The organism is Bradyrhizobium sp. CIR18 (genome assembly GCF_014198295.1).
Classification (GTDB): Bacteria; Pseudomonadota; Alphaproteobacteria; order Rhizobiales; family Xanthobacteraceae; genus Bradyrhizobium.
Genome location: NZ_JACIHF010000006.1, coordinates 329,085 through 349,143 on the forward strand (window position 1 = coordinate 329,085; position 20,059 = coordinate 349,143).

A 20,059-nucleotide genomic window follows, 5' to 3' on the forward strand; every position below is an offset into this window, starting at 1 on the left:
AATGACCACCACCGCCATGCTGCGCGCCTTCTGCGATGCGGTCGAGCAGCGCAACGGCAAAGCGTTCGCCGAGCTGTTCACCGAGGACGGCGTCTATCACGACGTGTTCTACGGCGCTTTCGCAGGCCGCGAGAAGATCGCCGCGATGATCGACGACTGGTTCTATCGCACGGCGACCGATTTCCGCTGGGACATGCACGATCCCGTCACCGACGGCACCACGCTCTATGCGCGCTACACCTTCAGCTATCGCTCGATCTTGCCGGAAGCTGGCGGTGCGCGGGCGATGTTCGAGGGCGTTGCGATCATGACGCTGAACGGCGGCAAGATCGTCAGCTATCACGAGGTCGCCAATACCGCGCCGGCATTCATCGACCTGAAGTTCGCACCCGAGCGGATTGCCAAGATCGTCGCCAAGCAGGGCGCGGCGCTGAAGGCGCGGCCGGAGATGCAGCGGCATCTCGCCTAGTCGTCATTCCGGGGCGCGCGGAGCGCGAACCCGGAATCTCGAGCTTGCTGCGCGAGATTCCGGGTTCAGCCCTGCGGGCTGCCCCGGAATGACGGCAAGCTCCTATCGCTTCGAAGGATTGGCCATCGGCTTGCGCTGCGCCAGCGCGGCCACCGTCGCGGTGCCGATCGGACCCTGTTCGTCATAAAGCCAGCATTCGCCGATCGCGACGCCGTCGGTAGCGTGATGGTTCACCACCTCGAAGCCGATCCAGTTCGTCACCGGCAAGCGATGCAGATAGATCGTCACGTCGCTGTTGATGTAGCCGAGCCCGTTGTCGCCGGCGTTGGCAAAGGGGCTGGCGAAATCGGCGCCGGTGGCAACGTGGACGAACGGCGTCATCGGCACGCCCGCGACGAGCTCGCGCACCTCGCTCATCCAGAGTTTTCGCGGACCGAGCGAGCCCATATGACCGACAATGGGGCGCGTCGTCCATTTGCCGTTCATGCCGAGCCTGGGATCGGTGGGTTTTGGAATGTCGGCCGGCTTCGGCACGTCCCAGTTCGGCGGCGACCAGACATTGCCATCAGGATTTTGCGTCTTGCGCAGCAGCTGGCACGAGGCCCGCGCCATGCTAACGCCGCCGGAGACGAATTCCGCTTCGACCACGCGGATGCGCAGGCCGTCACGCACGAGGCGCGTCGTTACCTCGATCGGCTTGTCGATGGTCGGCAGCCGAAACATGTCGACGGTGAGCCGCGCCGGCACCAATTCGGGACCCGAATGGCGCTCCTCGATGGCGAAGCCGAGCAGCCCGACGACGACGCGTCCATGCAGCGATTTCGGATCCCATGGGCCGTTGGCGGCTTCCGTCGGATGGAATGTATCGCTGTTGCGGGTGAAGAAAGGCAGGTTTGTCATGCGCGCGAGATTGAAGAAACGCGCGGGGAAATCAAGGGTGGTGGTGCCGTCGTGAGAGTCAGGCCGCGCAAGCTATCGCCACAACAACAGGTGTCTTCGCCCGCGAAGGTGGGCGATCCAGACTCCGAGACCGCGGTGATTGAGTCGAGAAGCCGCGGCGTACTGGATTCCCCGCCTTCGCGGGGAATGACACCGAGGGTTAGGCGACGGTCTGCCACTCCTCGCGCACGCTGTCGTCGCGTTCGTGATCTAATGCAGCGCCCTTCATCGCCTCAAACTCTTCCCGTCCTAGCAACTGCCCCAGCGCCCACACCGCAGCGCCACGCACCAGCGGGCTCGCATCCTCCAGCAACCGTCGCGCTTCCTCGGCCAGCGCCGCCTCGCCCGAGTTACCAATCGCAATCAGCACATTCCGCAAGAACCGATCGCGACCAATCCGCTTCACCGGCGACTTCGTGAACAGCGTGCGGAACGCGGCGTCGTCGAGGCGTGCCAGCTCGGCGAGACCAGGCGCGCGCAATTCGCTGCGCGCGGCGAGCTTGGCCTCGCGCCCCTCCTGCGCGAACTTGTTCCAGGGACACGCCGCGAGGCAATCGTCGCAGCCATAGATGCGGTTGCCGATGGCTTTGCGAAACTCGTGCGGGATCGGTCCCCTGTTCTCGATGGTGAGATAGGAAATGCAGCGCCGCGCATCGAGCTTGTAGGGCGCGGGAAACGCCGCCGTCGGGCAGATGTCGAGACAGGCCCGGCACGAGCCGCAATGATCGATCTCGGCGGCGTCGCGCGGCAACTCCAGCGTGGTGTAGATCGCGCCGAGGAACAGCCACGAGCCGAATTCGCGCGAGACGAGGTTGGTGTGCTTGCCCTGCCAGCCGAGACCCGCGGTCTGCGCCAGCGGCTTCTCCATCACCGCGGCGGTGTCGACGAACACCTTCACGTCCGACGGCGCGGTCGCGACCAGCCAGCGCGCCAGCGCCTTCAGCCGCTTCTTGATGAGATCGTGATAGTCGTCGCCCTGCGCATAAACCGAGATCGCCGCGCGCGCGCGCTGCTCGAGAATCGCGAGCGGATCCTGGTCCGGGCCGTAATTGACCCCGAGCATGATCACCGAGCGCACGTCAGCCCACAGCCCGCGCGGATCGACACGACGCTCCGGCTGCGCGGCGAGCCAGTCCATGTCGCCATGACCGCCGGAGGCAATGAATTCCAGAAAGTATTTTCCGGAGGTCTCGATCGTGCCTGGCTTCGTGATGCCGATGCAGTCGAAGCCGAGCGCCCGCGCCTCGCGCGTGAGCGCCGCCTTCAGTTCAGTCGGATCGGAGTTCAGAAATCCAGGTCCACGTAGGTCCGCGACGCCGGCACGCCGGCCAGCCATTCGCTCAGCAGCGGACGGAACGACGGGCGGGACTTCACCCGCGCGTACCACGCCTTTGCTGCGTCGTCCTCGCTCCATGGCACGTCGCCCAGATAGTCGATCGCCGAGAGATGCGCCGCGGCGGCGAGATCCGCGTAAGTGAGCCGGTCGCCGGCGAGGAAATTACGGGTCTGCGCCAGCCAGCCGATATAGGCCAGATGATAGCGCACATTGGCCTTGGCGGCGCGCATTACGTCGGCCGAAGGGGGCCCGCCGCCGTTCTCCTCGCTCATGAAGCGCTTGTAGATGCGCTCGGTGACGAGAGGATGCGAGACCTCCTCGAAAAATTTTTCGTTGAACCAGGCCATCAGCCGGCGCACCTCGACGCGCTCGCCGATGGATTCCGGCATCAGGCGCTTGGGTCCCATCTCGGCGCCATAGGCCTCGTCGACATATTCGGCGATGATCGCAGCGCCCGGGATCGGCGGCTGCTCGTCGTCCACCATCACAGGCGTCGTGCCTGCCGCATTGAGCAACAGAAACGCCTCGCGCCGCTCCCAGCTGCGCTCTTCGACCAGCTTGAGGTCGAGCCCATATTCGCCCGCGATCAGGCGGATGAAACGCGAATGCGGACAGAACGGATGATGAAACAGCGTAAACATGAAGCCTTTGACTATTTGATGGTGCTTAAGATTCCATCAATGTTTGTGCGGCGCCACACTAGTCCTTCAAAACCGCGAGGCAAGGGCGTGATTTCGCATTTTGCGATTGCGGCATGGGGACGAATAGGCGAGAAGGGCCCCGCTTTTCCAGCCGAAATGGACCGTAAATATGTCAGACGCAATACGGGCAGTGATCCTCGGCATCATCGAGGGTGTGACCGAGTTCCTTCCCGTATCCTCGACCGGCCATTTGCTGCTCGCGGAACGCTTCTTCCATCTCGGCGAAGGCGCCTTCTGGGATTCGTTTACGGTTTTGATCCAGCTCGGGGCGATCCTCGCGATCGTCGGGCTGTACTTCAAGAAGCTCTGGGATGTCGTGATCGGCTTCTTCACGGGCGACACCTATTCGCGCCGCTTCGTGCTCGGCGTGCTGGTCGCGTTCCTGCCCGCTGTGATCGTCGGCCTCGTCGCCGGCAAATACATCAAGAGCGTGCTGTTCAATCCCTGGGTCGTGTGCTTCACGCTGATCGTCGGCGGCGCCATCCTGCTCTGGGTCGACAAGCTCGATCTCAAGCCGCGCGAGCATGACGCTACGAGGTTTCCGCTGCTGATGTATCTCTATATCGGCATCGCGCAGTGCGTGGCGATGATCCCGGGCGTGTCGCGTTCCGGCGCCAGCATCGTAGCCGCGATGTTCCTCGGCGCCGACAAGCGCGCGGCGGCGGAGTTCTCGTTCTTCCTCGCCATCCCCACCATGATCGGTGCGTTCGCCTACGACTTCTACAAGAGCCGCTCCGAGATGACGATGGACCATATGGGCATCGTCGCGATCGGCTTCGTGGTGTCGTTCATCACCGCGATCATCGTGGTCAAGACGTTCCTGGAATATGTCACCCGCCACGGCTTCGTGGTGTTCGCCTGGTGGCGCGTCATCGTCGGCACGCTCGGCCTGATCGCGCTGGCGCTGGGGCGGTAGGTGTAGGCCTGTAGCCCGGATGAAGCGCAGCGTAATCCGGGGCCAGCGTTCCTTGTGGCAGGATCCCCGGATTGCGCTGCGCTCCATCCGGGCTACGACTCCACCAGGCCTTCAACGCAAAATAAGCTTTTGATCGGTAGTCAGTTCCAACGCGGGGCGGCGCGCGCCCGGCACAGGAGCTGAGCCATGACCCTCGTCAGCGGCTGGGGCCGGTTCCCGGTCGTCGATAGCGACGTGCTGCGCCCGCGCTCGTTCGCGGCGGTCGGCGAGGCTGTCTCGGCCGGCACCGTCGCGCGCGGCAATGGCCGCGCCTATGGCGATGCCGCGATCGGCGCCGTCAGGACCGTCGCGATGACCGGCTTCGACCGGGTCAGGTCGTTCGATCCGGCAACCGGGCGCATCCGCCTCGAAGCCGGGGTTCTCCTCTCGGACCTGATCGACACCTTTGGCCCGCGTGGCTTTTTGCCCTTCGTCGTGCCCGGCACCCGCTTCGTCTCGATCGGCGGCGCCATTGCCGCCGACGTCCACGGCAAGAACCATCATTGCGAGGGCGGCTTCGGCCGCTACGTCGACAGCCTCCTGCTGCGCACCGGGCAGGGCGAAGTCATCGAGGCCTCGCGCGAGCAGAACTCCGACGCCTTCTTCGCGAGCGTCGGCGGCATGGGCCTGACCGGCATCATCCTCGAAGCGACGATGCGGCTGCGCCGGGTCGAGACCGGGTGGATCCGCGAACGGGTGATCTCCGCGTCCGATCTCGATGCCGCGATGCGCGCGCTCGAGGCGGGGGATGCCGCGACCTATTCGGTGGCCTGGATCGATTGCGCGGCACGCGGGCGCGATCTCGGCCGTTCGCTGATCTATCTCGGCGAGCACGCGGGCAGGGGCGAACTGGCGGAAGGCGTCGATGCATTTCCGGTCGGCAAGAAGTCTCGCCTCAGTGTGCCGGTCGACCTGCCGTCGATGGCACTTAACCGCACCAGTGTCCGCGCCTTCAACGAGCTTTACTATCGCATGGGCGCGCGGCGCGCCGGCGGCAGCCATGTGGTCTCGCTCTATCCGTATTTCTTTCCGCTCGACAGCGTCGGTGAGTGGAATCGCATCTATGGCAAGCGCGGCTTCCTGCAGCATCAATGCGTGATCCCGCAAGCCGGCGCGCGCGCCGTGCTCGGCGATATACTCGATCGCGTCGCACGGCGCGGCGATGCCTCCTTCCTCGCCGTGCTCAAGAAGCTCGGACAGGGCGACGGCATCCTGTCGTTCCCGCTGCCCGGCTACACGCTGGCGCTGGATTTCCCGGTGAAGGGCGACATCCTGAATTTCCTCGACGAGATCGATCGGCTGGTCGTCGCGGCCGGCGGCCGGCTGTATCTGGCGAAAGACGCACGCCAGTCGCGTGCGGCCTTCGCGGCGGGCTATCCTGCCGTGCCGCGTTTCAACGCGATCCGCAAATCGCTCGATCCCGCCGGCAACATCCGCTCGAAACTTTCACAGCGTCTGTTTGATGAGGTCTAGGCCGTGACGTCACGCAAATCTGTATTGGTGCTCGGCGGCTCCTCCGACATCGGCCGCGCCGCCGCGCGTGCCTTTGCCAAAGCCGGCTACGATGCCGGCCTCGCAGGCCGCGACGTCGCCGCGCTGGAGCCTGACGCGGCCGATCTGCGCGCGCGTTACAATGTCGACGTCGGTCTCTACAAATTCGACGTGCTCGACACCACCACGTTCGAAAGCTTTGTGAACGGCCTGCCGGCATTGCCCGACGTCGTCATCTCGATCGTCGGCCTGCTCGGTATGCAGCAAAATGCCGAGAGCGATCTCGCCCACGCCACCGCGATCATGCGCTCGAACTACGAAGGCCCGTCGCTGATCCTCGGCCTGTTCGCCGAAAAATTCTTAGGCCGCGGCACCGGCACGCTTGTCGGCGTGTCCTCCGTCGCCGGCGACCGCGGCCGTGCCTCGAACTATGTCTATGGCTCGGCCAAGGCTGGCTTCTCCGCCTTCCTGTCGGGCCTGCGCGCCCGCGCCAGTCGTGGCGGCGTGCATGTCGTCACGGTCAAGCCTGGCTTCGTCCGCACCAAGATGACTGATGGCATGAAGCTGATCGGCCCGCTCACCGTCGAAGCGCCGGTGGTTGGCGATGCCATTCTCCGGGCAGTCGAGAACAAGACCGACGTCGTCTATGTCAGCGGCAAATGGCGCCTGGTGATGCTGATCATCAAGACGCTGCCGGAAGCGGTGTTCAAGAAGCTGAAGTTCTAAGTCGCCGGCCGCGCCGGTGGTGCACTGAGGGTTAGTGAGGGGGTCTCTCCGCGGCCGAGAACCCCCAAGAGGAGAGAGCCCTCACCCGATCGCTTCGCGATCGACCTCTCCCGCAAGCGGGAGAGGTCGAACCACCCTCACACGCTCATACGCTGGAACTGACCGGCGGCGCGGAAGCGCCAGAGATATTGCGGGGCAATCGCTTCCAGCGAATCCGGCGTGATGCCGAGCCCTTCCAACGTGAGCCCGGCGGCCTTGGCCGCGTCCGACACCACATTGTCGCGCTCGAGCATGGTGACCTGGTCCGGCGTCAGCTTGAAGGCGCCCGGCGCGAATTGCAGGAAGTTCGCCTGGAAGCGGGCGAGGCCGAACGGCAGCGGGATCAGCGCCGGCTTGCGCGCGGTGATCTCGAGGATGGCCTCGATGATCTCGCGCATGGTCAGCACTTCCGGCCCGCCGAGCTCGTAGGTCGCGCCCGCCTTGGCCTTGCCGTCGACGGCGTCCGCGATCGCGGTGGCGACGTCGCCGACATAGACCGGCTGCATCCTGGTCTCGCCGCCGATCAGCGGCAGCACCGGCGACATCCGGGCCAGCGCGGCAAAACGGTTGGTGAACTGGTCCTCGGGGCCGAACATCAGGGAGGGGCGGAAGATCGTCGCCGACGGCACCGCTGCCCTCACCGCGGCTTCGCCGGCCGCCTTGGCCTTGGCATATCGCGAGGGCGATTCGGCATCGGCCCCGATCGCCGAGACATGCACCAGGCTGGCGCCGGCCGCGGCCGCCGCCTTGGCGACGGTTTCGGCGCCCTTGGCCTGGACCGCGTCAAAGGTCTGCGCGCCGCTCTCGGTCAGGACGCCCACGAGGTTGATGACGACGTGCGAATCACGCAGCGCCGCCTCGACCGAGGCCGGATAGCGTAAATTCGCCTGCACGGTATGGACCTGCCCGACCTTGCCGGAGGGCTGGAGGTATCCGGCGAGTTCCGGCCGCCGCACCGCGACCCGGACCCGGTAATCCCGCTTGCACAGCGCGCGGACGACATTCCGGCCCAAAAACCCCGATCCGCCGAAAACCGTGACGAGCGTGTCCAGATTCGATGCCATGGGAGCCGTTCCTGCGGAAAAGAGTGCGTCTTGTCAGGCTTGTATCGGGCCGGTTTGCGATGCGCAATCGGCATCCCCAAACCCGGGTCACGCATGAATTGACAACGGCGTCACCGAACCGTAGTAACCGCCTCCGTGCCCCAAACGGCATGCCCAGGTGGTGGAATTGGTAGACGCGCTGGCTTCAGGTGCCAGTGGCTTAACGGCCGTGAAGGTTCGAGTCCTTTCCTGGGCACCATACAATTCTGGATCGCAAACAAATCCAGATAGATAAGCCCTTTCAGAGTGTTGCGTTGGCCCCGACTGTGTAACAATGGGGTGTAACATTGCTGTTCAGGGTTGTGCGGCCGATGCGCCGGGATGGATCTCGCTTTCCTTTATTCGTGCAGCGCATTCCGGCTGATGTCCGGCGCAAAGCGGTCGGCTTTGAACTCGCGATTCCGCTCGGTGATGGCTTCGTCTTCGTGACGCCTAGCAAGGGCGCACAGGCCGTCCGGTTCTCCCTTCGCACTACGGAGCCTAGCGAGGTCAAAACGCGTCAGGCGCTCGCGGCGGCCTATCTGGAATCCGTCTGGGCGGCACTCCGCAACGACGCTCCCGTACATCTGACCCACCGACAGGCGACGGCCTTGGCCGGCGACCTCTATCGCGTTTGGGCGGACAGCGAGAGCCGCGCCCGGAGTGTCGCCATGGTGCACACGCCCGGAGTTGGCTGGGCGCCAGACACCGACAGCCAGGACGAGGAGGAAGCCCAATGGGCGGCCGTCGTGGCGATGTGGGAGAAGGTTGGCAAGGATGGCGACCCCAAGCACTTGGAGAAGCCGCTTGGCCCTATCGTGGACCGCCTCTTGCTGACAAAGGGCATTCGCCGCGTGGACAGCGAAACGCGCGCCATGTTGCTGGTCGCTTTTTGGATGGCGTTGCGGGACGCTTTCATGAGCCGCCAGCGCAATGCGGGAGGGGACTATGCGCCGGACCTCAAGGCCGACCGCTTCCCGGACTGGCGGGCGCCTGAAGGCGCACTGAAGGAGAAGCCAAAGCGGGGCGCCTCCAAGAACTCCCTCACCGGGTTGGTCGAGGACTGGTGGAAGGAAGCCAAGCTGGCAGGGCGCAAGCAGAGCACCTATGAGAGCTATCGCAACTCGATGGTGCGTCTTCTGACATTCCTGAAGCATGACACTGCGAGCCGGGTGACACCGGAGGATATCGTTCGCTTCAAGGATTATCGCGTGCAGAGCGGCATTAGCCCGAAGACCGTGAAGGACAGCGATCTCGCGGGCCTGAAGACACTGTTCGGGTGGGCGGTGGTCAATCGTAGGCTGCCCAGCAATCCGGCCGAAGGGATCACCATCAAGGTCGGCAAGCCACGCAAGCTCCGGCCCAAGGGGTTCTATGATTCGGAGGCTATCGCCATCCTGAGGCACGCTCGCGAGTTCGTGCCGGGCCGAGAAGCACCGAAGCTAGTGGCTGCCAAGCGATGGGTGCCGTGGCTGTGCGCGTTCACGGGTGCCCGCGTGGGCGAGATGATCCAGGTTCGCAAGGAGGACCTTCGGCGCGAAGGCAAGCTCTGGGTGCTGCACGTGACGCCCGAGGCGGGGCCGGTGAAGACGGATGAAGCGCGAGATGTCGTGCTCCATCGGCAAGTTATTCAGGAAGGCTTCTTGGCCTTTGCGGAGCAATCGAAGGGCGGCTATCTCTTCATCGACCCCAAGGCCGGTGAGTTAGGCGTTCGCACCGCGGTCAAGACGGCGCGTAATAAGGTCAATGAGTTCGTGCGTCAGGTGGTGAAGGATAAGAACGTTGATCCGAGCCACGGTTGGCGCCATCGCTTCAAGACTGTTGGCATTGAGCAGGGCGTTGAGACGCGCGTTCTAGATGCCATCCAGGGACATGCGCCGCGCAATGTCTCTGAGAGTTACGGGGACGTGACCATCAAGGCAAAGGCGAACGCAATAGCTCGGTTTCCGGCCATCGATGTGGTATTGGCCACCACTAGCTCAGAAACCCGTTCGGGCCAAAGTGTCGCCTAGGGGGCTAAAAGCGGTCCATCATCTCGGAGCGTGGGCTTGTCGGCTATGCGGCCGCGAGTGGAATTGCTCGACACGACAATGAACGAGGCCGCTAACTGAGACGGTCTTACTTCCTGTCGAGCAAATTGGCTAAGTCCGACTCGAAAATCTGCTGTGTCTGCTCGAACAGTTTAAGGAGGTCGATTGAGGTTTGCATTCCGTGGCGGGCAACAATCGCTCGCTGACGCTCAAGGATCAGCCTGCCACTGTGAACGTGGCGCTGTGCTTGGGCGATCTGCTCATCCAGCGTCATTTGCCGGTTCCTGCCTGGAACCAGCGTGCGCTCAGAAATGAAAATATGCCAGTTACAAATTCTCTTCGTCGCCGGGCAAGGGCGCCGGCTCGTGAGTCTGACGCCCCAAAAATGTGTCCGGGGGCGGATGGTCCTTCAGGACCCTCAAAGATTCAGCTACGACCCGGCGGGCTTCCTCTATCGCTCTCTTGTCCGTCAGGACGTCCGGCCGAAAAATGAAAATTCCCATAGGCGTCATGTCGCCTCCTGACCTTATTGAGGTCTGGCTCAACGACTGGATACGACGACGTCGTTTACTGAGATGGCCTTACTCCATTTTCCTAGATCCGATGTTGATGAAGAAGATCGGCTTACCGTTTTCGTCTGTCACCTCTAGCGACCACTCTTGTCCAGGGCGAAACCTCCCGTCGATGTCCTTCAAGACTTCGGCAGCAAAGAGCGTAGCGTCGTGCCACGCTGCTTCGTCGTCGGGCAAATCCTCTCCTGTGTCATCGGTGCTCGGCTCGGCGCTATGAACGTTGAAGAAGTATCGCGGCATTGCCGATTAACACAGGTTAGTCGTCGCAGTTCCTAACCGGCTACTCTGCTGCGTCTTGGACGGTGCGGATTTGGGCGGCGCGGCGGGCGAGTTCCTCGTAGGTCTTGGCGACGTTGCGCAGGCTATTCCTCGTCTCAGGATACTCGCAATTGTCCGCCTTGGTTCGAAACTCCTCCGCTCGCATCTGCCAGTAGCGCGGTGGGTGCATACGCTCGATACCCATGACGCCAATCCCTGAATTGGTCGTTCATGTCGATTAATGTACTTTCAGTCCAAGTGTTCCACCCTCCTACCTAAGAACGGTTCCTCAGGCTTCGGGTGCATCGCCAGTTTTTGAGCCGTGTATTGCTCGGCCAGATTTTCGACGGCTGCGGTGGTAAGCTTGTCGCCTACCCGTTCAGCAATCCTGCGGTAGTGCTGGAGCTTCTCGTCCAACTGAACGCACCTTGCACACATAGCGTTGCCTTTCGATTAGGCAGCAGTGTATCATAGGTTAATAAGTTCCCTAAGCGGTTTAGGCCGCTACCGAATTCAACTCGGCCATTTGAGGCTGCACCCGCAACCAGAGAGACCGCGCCGGCATCGGCCAGGGTCACGAGCGGCCCTGTCACATTGAGCTGAGATGGTCCGGTCTGTGCCCGTAAGCCGATATCCGTTTAGCTCTCAGCGCGTGTTGGCATATTCGGTTGCTGCCGCTTTGCAGGCCGCCATCTTTGAGCAGGCCAGCACAGCGCCATCCCGCAGGGCGCTCTCATACGAATCGTCTTTGTGGTTCGCGTGAAGATAGGCACCGAGTAAGGCCGCAGCGACCAAGACAACGACGTAACGGGCCCGCTCCAAAATTAGCCGCGCTTTGGGATTCTTCTGAATGCGAGTGACCGTCGCCAAGAATATGGCCGGTGTGCTCACGAGTAAAATGGCAACCCGAACGCTACCTGACTCGATATCCAGCCGCTTGAGCACCTCATGTTCGAACCAGAGGCAGAGCGCGATGAGGCTCCAGATGGTGGCCCAGTAGCTGGCCATGTCGAAGAGGACCTTGATGGGATCGTCTTCACCGGACTTTGGGGCGGCGCTCTCGGTGCTCGTCATCGTGCGCTCCTCATTGCCGCTCGATTGTAGACGATAGTCATCAAGTCTCAACCAGAAAATGGGATTCATAGTCCGTAGACCCAAAGTCATCATGGCGGCCTGCTCTCATGGATGGAAGACGAGACAGGCATTGTTGATGTCGTGGCGGTGGCCGTGCGGAGAGCACGCAAGGGTCTCGGGCTGTCCCAAGAGGATCTAGCCCTAGAGGCCGGCTTAGACCGCACCTATGTCAGTCAGGTTGAGCGTGGGACCCGCAACTGCACCATCATCGTCCTGGCCCGCTTGGCGCGTGCTCTGAAGACTACCCCGGACCGACTCCTTGTCTCCCATAAGAAGACCCGGGGGTAGTAGAAATCTTGGCCGGAGTCAGTGCTAGGTCACTCTGAGCACTGACCCCGACCGTAGTGCCGACCCCACAGGTGAGAGTCGATCTGCATTGCGCCTCTTCAGGAGGAGCGCTTTAGGGGGCGGTGGTCGAGGAGGAAGAATGCCTGGGCTATTCGGCGCCGTAGCTCCTCGGGTGTCACCTCAAAGTCGATCCGATCGGCATTCTGGCAGAGCAGCCGACATGCGAGGTTCATGGCGTCGTCGCGGTCCAAGTAGGGCGATTTTGTTGGCTTGCCTTCTCGGGTGAGGTCGGAGCTTGTTTGGTGCACCTCACGGTCGGGTATGTCCGCCCTCCGGAGGTAGTAGTGGTTGTCTCCGCTTGGAGTCTGATGGCCAGCTTGGGTGTCCGCGATCAGCCGTAGCAGGGGCACCTTGTAGTCCTGCCCAGCGATGCACCACCGGAGGTGCGGGTAATCCTTCCGGCCGGGTTGATCCATCTCCTTGCGGTTCAGACCTATCGATCCGCCAGCAAGCAGTAGTAGACGGATGATGACGACCGCCTCAGGGTCTACGTAACGGGGGCTCCGAAGGGTGCCTTCAGGGCCGGTGTCTTTCACCTGAATCCCTAGCTCAGGAGTAAGTGCTAAAATAGATCCCTGCGGTATCCCAACCCAAAGTAATGAAGGATCAGGCTTCGGCTTCGAGGGGTCGGCTCGATGAGCCAGCGCTTGGTCGAGATAGGTGCACAGCGCCTCATACCCCTCCTTCGACATGGGCGGATAGGCAGGCATGCGGGTTCGGTCCGGCGGAAGCTTCGCCATTGTGGTTCTCCTTTGGCTGATGTTGGGTGGCGTGGTGGCCGCTAAGGTGGCCGTAGAAGGTGTTTTCGAGAAGTGCACGACAGAGGTGGTGCCGCACGGGAGCCCAGAGGTTGTTAGATGCCTCCGGGTTCAATAGTGAGGTACTCACAGGCCTCTGGGATAATTAAGGTTTTCGGCCTTCAAGGGTCGTTTGTGTGCCCTTAGCTTACCCGAGACCCGAAGCCACCTAGGCCAAGACCTCTGTTAAATCCGAGACCTTCATAATGGAGCTACCCGCAGGCTATTGTGAATGTTAGAGAATTCGCCCTCGGGAGTTCTAGTAGAACACTTGCGTCTATAGGGAGCATAAATCAACCCATTGAGGTAGCTAGCAGAATTTCCCTGAGACTTGCATTTCCAGCTTCACCTCCGAAGACCCCTATCCCGAAGGGTTTGCCTCCAGGCCCGCTTCCACACAAACAGGTCCGGGGAGTAATTCGAGGGGGCAGAATGTCCCAAGACGGCTTTAAGGGACCATTGCTGGCAAGTCCTTGGGGTCTTCAATAGCGGCGTAGTCACAGGTCATTGAAATAACTGAGGTATTTTTGCTTGAATTTCCATTTTAATAGTACTTGAGGTTGTGTAGGCAGATAGGCAAACCTTAGGCGGCTGTTCTTGGCGTGGGCCGGATGTCCGCGCGGCGTCGGCATCCCTACTCATCCCCATCGTGCCAAGGCGCCCTGGGCGCCCGCTCGGTCATCACGGATCCGATAGATGGTCTGCCGGCTAAGCCCTGTAGCGTTGGCGATCTGGCCGATACCAGCCGAAACAGACAACATTTCGCAGACAGTTGAGAACTGCTCTTCGCTATAGCTTGGCTTGCGGCCCCGATACTTGGCCGCGCCGTCCATTGACCGGGCCAAAGCAATTCCGCCGCGCTGAGCTTCTTTCATAGCCTCCGCATTGGCCTGTGCTGTTGCTGCCATGAAAGCGATCAACGCGTCCCTCACAGCTTGCTGCATTGGGTCCCTCGTCGCGCCATCGAAGACTAGTCCGTTGATCACCGTTCGGACGACGACTCCTTGCCGCATGAACTGTCGGATAGTGTCACATACGTCCGCGTAATTGCGTCCGAGGCGGTCAACCCAACGGACCACCAGCGTGTCCCCGCTGCGGAGTATATCGAATAGGCGCCTCCCCTCCGGTCGCTCTGCCAGGGCCGTGCTGACGCCCGAGACGCCATGATCGGCAATTAGGCGGTCGATCTTGAAACCGGCCGCTTCTGCCTGCTGACGCTGATGTTCGATGGTTTGGTCTGCCGTCGAGACCCGGGCGTAAAAGATCACAGCCATGGGTTGGCTCCTGCTGTCCGATAGGATTATGTCCGTTGAATAACACGTCCGTTTAAAGAAAACAACCCTAACGGACGCTTTTGCGCGGACCTATCGAGTAGCCGAAAGGGTATACCCTAGCGGACATTGCGCTTAGTGGCGGCGCGGCCCCGTTGACAGGATGCCGGACTTGCGGCCGCTCTAAAGCGGGCACCCATCAAGACAAATGCCGCAGCGTCTGAGCGGCGAGAAGATGCATCGTCCGGCGCTTGAACGTAACGCACTCCCATTCCACGTCGCGTCGCCTGAGAGTTCGCTTTGCTGTGAATTGGGGGCGCCGGCACGGGGGAATTCGCCGAGTGTGACCGTTGAGGTGACGGCTCGAATTTTTAACCTGTGATCGAATTCCGGCCGGGGTGGCTCTCGCAGAGAAATTGCTAGCTGAATCAACGCGGCATCAGGTTGTTTACTACTTTATGAATAAGCTCGGCCTGAGCTATACCATGCGCACGCTTGACTACATCTAGGGGAAAACACTTGATCGAGGTTGCGGGGGCCAAGCTGCATCAAGCAGACGCGTTCGATTTTTTGGCTAAGGTCAAAACTGGCTCTGTTGATTTGGTGGTCTCGTCGCCTCCGTACTTCATGGGCAAGGAATACGACACCTCCCTAAGCATTCAGGATTTCAAGAGCATTCATCTGCGCCTACTCCCTGAGCTTGTTAGAGTACTCAAGCCGGGTGGAAGCCTCTGTTGGCAGGTCGGTCATCACGTCCGCGGCGGCGTCAGTGTGCCGCTCGACGCGATTGTCTATGGAACGTTCGCGGAAGACGAAGAGCTCTTCCTACGAAATAGGATCATTTGGACCTTCGGCCACGGAGAGCACGCTCGTCGACGGTTTAGCGGCAGGCACGAAACCGTTCTTTGGTACACCAAGGGTGACGACTACTATTTTGACCTGGACGCGGTGCGAGTGCCGCAGAAATACCCCGGTAAGAAGCACTACAAGGGCCCACGCAAAGGCGAATGGAGCGGAAATCCCCTGGGGAAGAATCCTTCGGACATCTGGGAAATTCCGAACGTCAATGCGCACCACGTAGAAAAGACAGCACACCCCTGCCAATTTCCCGTGGCGCTCGTTCAAAGACTTGTAAAGGCCCTGTGCCCACCAGGAGGGATGGTGGCAGACCCCTTCATGGGCTCGGGCACTTCTGCAATTGCTGCTGTGCATGAAAAGCGAAAGTTCGTGGGATGCGACCAAAATGCAGCCTACGTGAAGTTGGCCCATCAGAGGCTTCTCGAATTAAAGGCCGGGCAACTGAAGTTCCGCCCAATCGGACAAGCGCTGTATGTACCAAGCGACAAGTCCGCGGTGGCCCAGAGGCCGCCGCACTTCGCCAGCAACTGAAGGGAAATAGCATGGCCCGTCCCGCCAAGGTTACCGGAAAACAAAGCAGGCGGCTTGCCACGGCCTTACAGGTGAAAGCCATCGGCTTTGAACAGAACGATGTGCAACTCTGCGCCTTCGCGATGGAAGCAAGCGTGCTTTGGAGTTTTGTGTCGATCAACAGAATGATTGAAGACAAGGAGCAGGGCTATCAACGCACCCTCTCAGGGTCCCGGGTTAAGGCCGTAGCAGACTACATTGAGGCCGGACATCCGATCACGACGTCGATTCTAATATCGCTGCCCAAGGCCACTTACTCCGCGAAGACGGAGAAGCTGAGTATTCCTGCCGGAAAGGATGTTGGGTGGGTGATTGACGGTCAGCACAGACTCGCGGGCGCACACCTCGCAGCAGAAAATGGGCAAGACATCCCCCTCTCCGTGGTTGCGGTTCTTGGCCAGGAGGTTGAGTTTGAGATCGAGCAATTCATAACCGTCAATCGTGAGGCCAAGGGGGTGCCGACCGCTATCGTCTATGAGCTCCTCAAACATCTACCTTCACGGAAGAAGCCGAGCGACGTGGCTGCGGAAATTGCGGCGGAGCTCGGAAGTGCTTTACGGAAGGATCCAGACTCGGTTTTCTCCAACCGAATTGTGGTCACCACGTCGCCCGGACCGGGACAGGTGTCTTTGACTAACTTCGTTCGGAAGGTGAGCCCGCTGGTGCACCCGGAACGGGGCCTGCTCAACATCTACACATTTGAAGAGCAGAAAGCCATTCTAGAGAACTATTTTCGCGCCCTGAAGGTTGTATTTCCCGGCGAATGGTCGAAGGCGAAACCTATCTTCTTCCAAACGGTGGGGTTCGGCGCCTTGTTCAATGTCTTCGATTACGTCTTTAAAGAGACCTTTCAGCGCTCAAAAGCCAGTTTTGCTGTTGAGGACATTGTGAAGGTGTTCAGGCCAATCGCGCATTTCGAGTTCGCTAGCTGGAATTCGTATGGCTCGGGTAGCAAAGCAGAAATCGAGGCAGGGAACGATCTTCGGGTAGATCTCCAGCGATCCCTTACAGCCGGAGCGGACAAAGCGCGTATTCGGCTAGCCTGATCGATGGCATTACTGAACAACGTGCGGGAGCGTCAGTGGTCGATTCTGCTGGAATCTCTACCGCTGGCGCCACCCTACCAAGTCGACGTGTCAGATGCGAGCTTGTGTGCGGAAACTTGGCTAGAGAACTACGTTGACGCGATAGGTGACGCCGGGCACGAGATAATCTCGCTGCCCGGAGGCTTTCAGTCTTATATACATGACAGCATGCTCCTGTACATGAAGGCGGAGCACGTGTCCTTAGTTGCTATCTCAGCGTTCGCCGCGGGACGGTCCACGTGGTCGCTGGTTGATGTTCACCACGCCTCGCTTCTTCACGCGAAGGCCATCGCTGCTTTTTTCGGCGTGCATGTAACTTCGTACCGGAAGAAAAGCTATTTGGTTGATTATTTCCCTCAATACGGGTCCAAAGACCACCGGCGAAGGTTTGCAAAGGATTATTCGGACCACGTCGACCCCGTTCGTTTGATGAAATGGACTAGCGATCAAGTGCAGCAAAAAGACATCTGGGGCATACTGACCCGAATACTCAATGTGTGCGCATTCCCAGATTCGCGAAATTCTGGCCTACAATTTCTTCGAGAAAGTCGGTTGGGAGCACATTCGCCAGAGCGCAATAGAATCCTCTACGAGCTCGGCCACTGGACGTTTATCGACGACCTTCTCCAGCCCTCGTCAAATCTGAACCTTGTGAGGGAGTTGAAGTCGAACTTGGATGCGTCCGATGATTTTTACTCCGACATATTGATATTTGAACGGCTACGTGAGTTAGCGCGATCCATGGCTTTTGACCTTTGCACGCGCTTTTTCATCTCGGACCTGCGATTTGGAGACCTCAAAGAGATGCCGGACAATTGCTTCCGGTGCGGGCAATAGTCTGCTGCGTCCATAAGCGCTCCTTCGCTCTATCTACGCGAAGGATCTTTCAGCCATCGATCAACGTCTACGTTGAGACTGACGGCATTGAGAATTTTGAGGAGATTGCCAATCTTTGTGGCGGCTGTCGGTTCCAGCCCAAACAGCGACTGCGGTGCGGTTACACCATCGGGCAAAGAACAGCGAACCGTCCCCGGATTGATGTAGCAGCCCATCGCGATGCATAGTTTTTGCGGGAACCTATAGAGGGATGCAACATGGCGACCTGGGTTTTGGTTTTATTTGTTACGTCGCAAGCGGCGCCCGGTATATCGACCATTACTGGGTACTCATCTGAAGACGAATGCGTAGGAGCCGGAGCTGCTCTGAATAAAGCCACAGGCGGCAGTATCGCCGGCGTTGATAGTTCGCAGCCGAGGTTCAAGATCCAATGGGTTTGTATTTCGGGCCCTAAATCAGAGTCCCGAGATCCGAGAAGATAATACTCATGCGCGAGCGCCGCTTCGTGAAGATGTCCGTGTGACCTGCGCTAGTTTGACCAATTCAACCAATCGTTGATTGCGTCTAAATTGCGCCTCCTTGCCACTATCGAGAATAGGAGGAAGTCATGAAGATTGCGATTTGGACTGCCTTCCTGATTGCGATGATGAGCGGATCAGCGTTGGCACAGCAGAAAACTTGCGTTGCGACAGACGCAAGGAATAAGTGCTTGGACAAATGCTCCAACGGGTTTGTGCAATGCAAGCTCCCTTCATCGGCTTGCGATGCTGGATATAACAAATGTCGCGCTGATTGCCCTCCCCCAGTCTGCACAACTCGTTGAGCGATAGCCGAATATTGTCTTTCTGCCACGCAGACAAAAGCGTTGTCGAAATCCCTGGACCAGGACCAACGGTCCAGGGCGACATTCGGCGTGAATGCCACTAAGCGCGGCGAGACTGGCCGAAGACCGGTGCCGGCGTCAGTTCTAGATTTCTAGAAAATCCTCTATGAGCGCTACACGACTATGTAACACTGTTGCCGTCGACAAGAAAAAATCCTATGATTTCAATATCTGGCGCGGCCGAAGTCGCATTCCTTTCCTGGGCACCATTTTGCGGAATTCGGACGCAAATTAAGACGGCTCCCGATCCGCGAGGATAGCGGAGCGGCGATTGCTGCATCGCCGTCGCGACGGTCCCCTGGTACGCCAGTTCGTCCCGTTTCCCTCACACCACCCTTTTCCCCGTCCGCTCCGCCACCGCCCTCTGCACAAAATACATAGCGACCAGCGAGACGATCGCCGATGCTACGACGACGTAGCCGATCCGGTCGAAATGGATCAGCGAGCCATCCGCCCCTTCCGTGATGATCGCGCCCGCGAGCACCGAGCCGAGGCCGCCGGAGAGCTGTTGCAGCGAGGCGCTGACCGCGCTGAACGAGCCGCGCTGGTCGGGATCCGGGATTGCGGACATCAGGGCCTGCGACGGGATCATGCGCGAGAAGATGCCGACGAACATCAGCACGTTGACGAGGATCGCGGTCACCAGCGTGACGTGGCCGAGATGGGTGTAGATCAGCACCATGATGACGGACACCACGCTGCCGAACACGAAGGTCGGGTATTTGCCGAACGCATCGCTTGCCCTTCCGACCAGCGGCCCCGTGACGATGCTGAACAGGCCTGAGACGAGATAGATCGTCGGCAGATGCGTGATGTCGATGCCGAGATTGTGCACGGTGAAGGCGCTGGAGAACGGCATCAGCATGTAGCCGCCGGTCGCCAGCAGCGTCGTGACGAAGAAGGCCAGCGTGTAGCGCGGCTGCCCGACGGTCGAGATCAGATGGTGGAACGGGTTCTTGTCCTGTTTCCGCTTCAGATGCGCGTCGACCGGCTCCATGGCGAAGGCGATGATGGCGATCGCCGCGATCGACACCACGACGATCGCAATGAAGCAGACGTGCCAGCTCCAGTGATTGGCGAGAAACAGGCCGGCGGGAATGCCGAGCACCTGGCTTGCTGCAAACGCGGTCTGGATGAAGCCCATCACGCGGCCGCGCAGATGCAGCGCGAACAAATCGGTGACGATGGCGAGCACCACCGAGCCGATCACGCCGCCGAACAATCCGGTCACGATCCGGCCGAGCAGCAGCACATGATAATTCGGCGCGATCGCGCAGAGCAGGGTCCCGAGCGTGAAGCCGACATAGAAGAACAGCAGCAGGCGCTTGCGATCGAAGCGATCGGCAAAGCCAGCGGCCAGCACGCCCGAAATGCCCGCACTGAACGCGTAGGCCGACACCGCGACGCCGAATTGGCCGGCCGTGATGTCGAGCGCGGGCATCAGGATGGCGCCGAGCGGCGACATGATGATGAAGTCGAGGATGATGGTGAACTGCGTGAACGCGAGCAGCGCGATGAGCAGGGACTGGTAGCGCGAAAAGCCGCGCGGACGGTCCGATTGATCGTCGATAGGCGCGGCGAGCGTCTGGTCGGTCATGGGGCTCGATTCACGGCGAGTGGAGGAAGAGACTGGCAGATGGGGTGAGCCGGGGCGAATTTCATCGGCCGCCGGCCGCTC

The 20,059-nt window shown here is 60.5% G+C and carries 21 protein-coding genes and 1 tRNA gene; 10 read left to right on the plus strand and 12 right to left on the minus strand.

Annotation, left to right across the window (positions count from 1 at the left end):
- Position 1: 1 nt before the first annotated feature.
- A complete protein-coding gene (locus tag GGD65_RS21820; protein ID WP_018323473.1) occupies positions 2-469 on the plus strand; it encodes a nuclear transport factor 2 family protein in 468 nt (155 codons plus the stop codon).
- A gap of 102 nt (positions 470-571) precedes the next feature.
- Here GGD65_RS21820 and GGD65_RS21825 read toward each other — a convergent pair whose 3' ends face one another.
- The 3 genes from GGD65_RS21825 to GGD65_RS21835 all read right to left on the minus strand — a co-directional run bounded on the left by GGD65_RS21825 (position 572) and on the right by GGD65_RS21835 (position 3,385).
- The gene (locus tag GGD65_RS21825) at positions 572-1,369 is read right to left on the minus strand and encodes an acyl-CoA thioesterase domain-containing protein (RefSeq protein WP_092251405.1); all 798 of its coding nucleotides are present in this window, start codon (positions 1,367-1,369) and stop codon (positions 572-574) included.
- Positions 1,370-1,568: 199 nt separating this feature from the next.
- On the minus strand, positions 1,569-2,744 hold the full coding sequence (gene queG, locus GGD65_RS21830; protein WP_183236560.1) for a tRNA epoxyqueuosine(34) reductase QueG: 1,176 nt from the start codon (positions 2,742-2,744) through the stop codon (positions 1,569-1,571).
- Positions 2,693-3,385, minus strand: a complete 693-nt coding sequence (locus GGD65_RS21835) for a glutathione S-transferase family protein (RefSeq protein ID WP_018323471.1) — start codon at positions 3,383-3,385, stop codon at positions 2,693-2,695. Before GGD65_RS21835 ends, queG begins: the two co-directional genes overlap by 52 nt.
- Positions 3,386-3,554: 169 nt before the next feature.
- On the opposite strand from GGD65_RS21835, the gene GGD65_RS21840 reads away from it, so the two are divergent.
- From GGD65_RS21840 to GGD65_RS21850, 3 genes are all read left to right on the plus strand, one after another.
- Complete coding sequence (locus tag GGD65_RS21840) at positions 3,555-4,361, plus strand: undecaprenyl-diphosphate phosphatase (RefSeq protein ID WP_179732544.1); 807 nt, start codon at positions 3,555-3,557, stop codon at positions 4,359-4,361.
- Positions 4,362-4,547: 186 nt separating this feature from the next.
- Positions 4,548-5,873, plus strand: a complete 1,326-nt coding sequence (locus GGD65_RS21845) for an FAD-binding oxidoreductase (protein WP_183236561.1) — start codon at positions 4,548-4,550, stop codon at positions 5,871-5,873.
- Between the two features lie 3 nt (positions 5,874-5,876).
- Positions 5,877-6,617 (plus strand): SDR family oxidoreductase, encoded by a 741-nt coding sequence (locus GGD65_RS21850; protein WP_183236562.1) that lies wholly within the window; start codon positions 5,877-5,879, stop codon positions 6,615-6,617.
- A gap of 137 nt (positions 6,618-6,754) precedes the next feature.
- Here GGD65_RS21850 and GGD65_RS21855 read toward each other — a convergent pair whose 3' ends face one another.
- Entirely contained in the window at positions 6,755-7,720 is a 966-nt protein-coding gene (locus tag GGD65_RS21855; RefSeq protein ID WP_092251411.1) for a complex I NDUFA9 subunit family protein, read from the minus strand.
- A gap of 151 nt (positions 7,721-7,871) precedes the next feature.
- On the opposite strand from GGD65_RS21855, the gene GGD65_RS21860 reads away from it, so the two are divergent.
- Positions 7,872-7,958: transfer RNA gene (locus GGD65_RS21860), tRNA-Leu, on the plus strand.
- Between the two features lie 88 nt (positions 7,959-8,046).
- Complete coding sequence (locus GGD65_RS21865; protein ID WP_246783374.1) at positions 8,047-9,750, plus strand: tyrosine-type recombinase/integrase; 1,704 nt, start codon at positions 8,047-8,049, stop codon at positions 9,748-9,750.
- A gap of 106 nt (positions 9,751-9,856) precedes the next feature.
- On the opposite strand, the gene GGD65_RS21870 is transcribed toward GGD65_RS21865, so the two are convergent.
- The 5 genes from GGD65_RS21870 to GGD65_RS21890 form a co-directional block, all read right to left on the minus strand.
- A complete protein-coding gene (locus GGD65_RS21870; protein ID WP_183236563.1) occupies positions 9,857-10,042 on the minus strand; it encodes a hypothetical protein in 186 nt (61 codons plus the stop codon).
- A gap of 307 nt (positions 10,043-10,349) precedes the next feature.
- Positions 10,350-10,580, minus strand: coding sequence for a DUF6894 family protein (locus GGD65_RS21875; RefSeq protein ID WP_409362755.1), 231 nt, complete (start codon positions 10,578-10,580; stop codon positions 10,350-10,352).
- A gap of 40 nt (positions 10,581-10,620) precedes the next feature.
- On the minus strand, positions 10,621-10,803 hold the full coding sequence (locus GGD65_RS21880; protein ID WP_183236565.1) for a hypothetical protein: 183 nt from the start codon (positions 10,801-10,803) through the stop codon (positions 10,621-10,623).
- Between the two features lie 44 nt (positions 10,804-10,847).
- On the minus strand, positions 10,848-11,015 hold the full coding sequence (locus GGD65_RS21885) for a hypothetical protein (protein ID WP_183236566.1): 168 nt from the start codon (positions 11,013-11,015) through the stop codon (positions 10,848-10,850).
- A 228-nt stretch (positions 11,016-11,243) separates the two neighbouring features.
- The gene (locus GGD65_RS21890; protein WP_183236567.1) at positions 11,244-11,672 is read right to left on the minus strand and encodes a hypothetical protein; all 429 of its coding nucleotides are present in this window, start codon (positions 11,670-11,672) and stop codon (positions 11,244-11,246) included.
- 111 nt (positions 11,673-11,783) lie between these two features.
- Here GGD65_RS21890 and GGD65_RS21895 point away from each other — a divergent pair, with 111 nt between their 5' ends.
- On the plus strand, positions 11,784-12,020 hold the full coding sequence (locus GGD65_RS21895) for a helix-turn-helix domain-containing protein (protein ID WP_183236568.1): 237 nt from the start codon (positions 11,784-11,786) through the stop codon (positions 12,018-12,020).
- 98 nt (positions 12,021-12,118) lie between these two features.
- Here the strand turns inward: GGD65_RS21895 and GGD65_RS21900 are convergent, their stop codons facing one another.
- Entirely contained in the window at positions 12,119-12,820 is a 702-nt protein-coding gene (locus GGD65_RS21900) for a hypothetical protein (RefSeq protein ID WP_183236569.1), read from the minus strand.
- Positions 12,821-13,515: 695 nt separating this feature from the next.
- Positions 13,516-14,151 (minus strand): recombinase family protein, encoded by a 636-nt coding sequence (locus GGD65_RS21905; RefSeq protein ID WP_183236570.1) that lies wholly within the window; start codon positions 14,149-14,151, stop codon positions 13,516-13,518.
- Positions 14,152-14,667: 516 nt separating this feature from the next.
- Between GGD65_RS21905 and GGD65_RS21910 the strand changes: the two genes are divergently transcribed.
- Genes GGD65_RS21910 through GGD65_RS21920 form a run of 3 tightly spaced genes read left to right on the plus strand, consistent with a single transcriptional unit; the run spans position 14,668 to position 17,498 of the window.
- Entirely contained in the window at positions 14,668-15,537 is an 870-nt protein-coding gene (locus GGD65_RS21910) for a site-specific DNA-methyltransferase (protein WP_183236571.1), read from the plus strand.
- A gap of 11 nt (positions 15,538-15,548) precedes the next feature.
- The gene (locus GGD65_RS21915) at positions 15,549-16,622 is read left to right on the plus strand and encodes a DGQHR domain-containing protein (protein ID WP_183236572.1); all 1,074 of its coding nucleotides are present in this window, start codon (positions 15,549-15,551) and stop codon (positions 16,620-16,622) included.
- Positions 16,623-16,625: 3 nt separating this feature from the next.
- The gene (locus tag GGD65_RS21920; RefSeq protein WP_183236573.1) at positions 16,626-17,498 is read left to right on the plus strand and encodes a hypothetical protein; all 873 of its coding nucleotides are present in this window, start codon (positions 16,626-16,628) and stop codon (positions 17,496-17,498) included.
- Between the two features lie 1,208 nt (positions 17,499-18,706).
- Here the strand turns inward: GGD65_RS21920 and GGD65_RS21925 are convergent.
- Positions 18,707-19,978, minus strand: a complete 1,272-nt coding sequence (locus GGD65_RS21925; RefSeq protein ID WP_183236574.1) for an MFS transporter — start codon at positions 19,976-19,978, stop codon at positions 18,707-18,709.
- Positions 19,979-20,059: the final 81 nt, after the last annotated feature.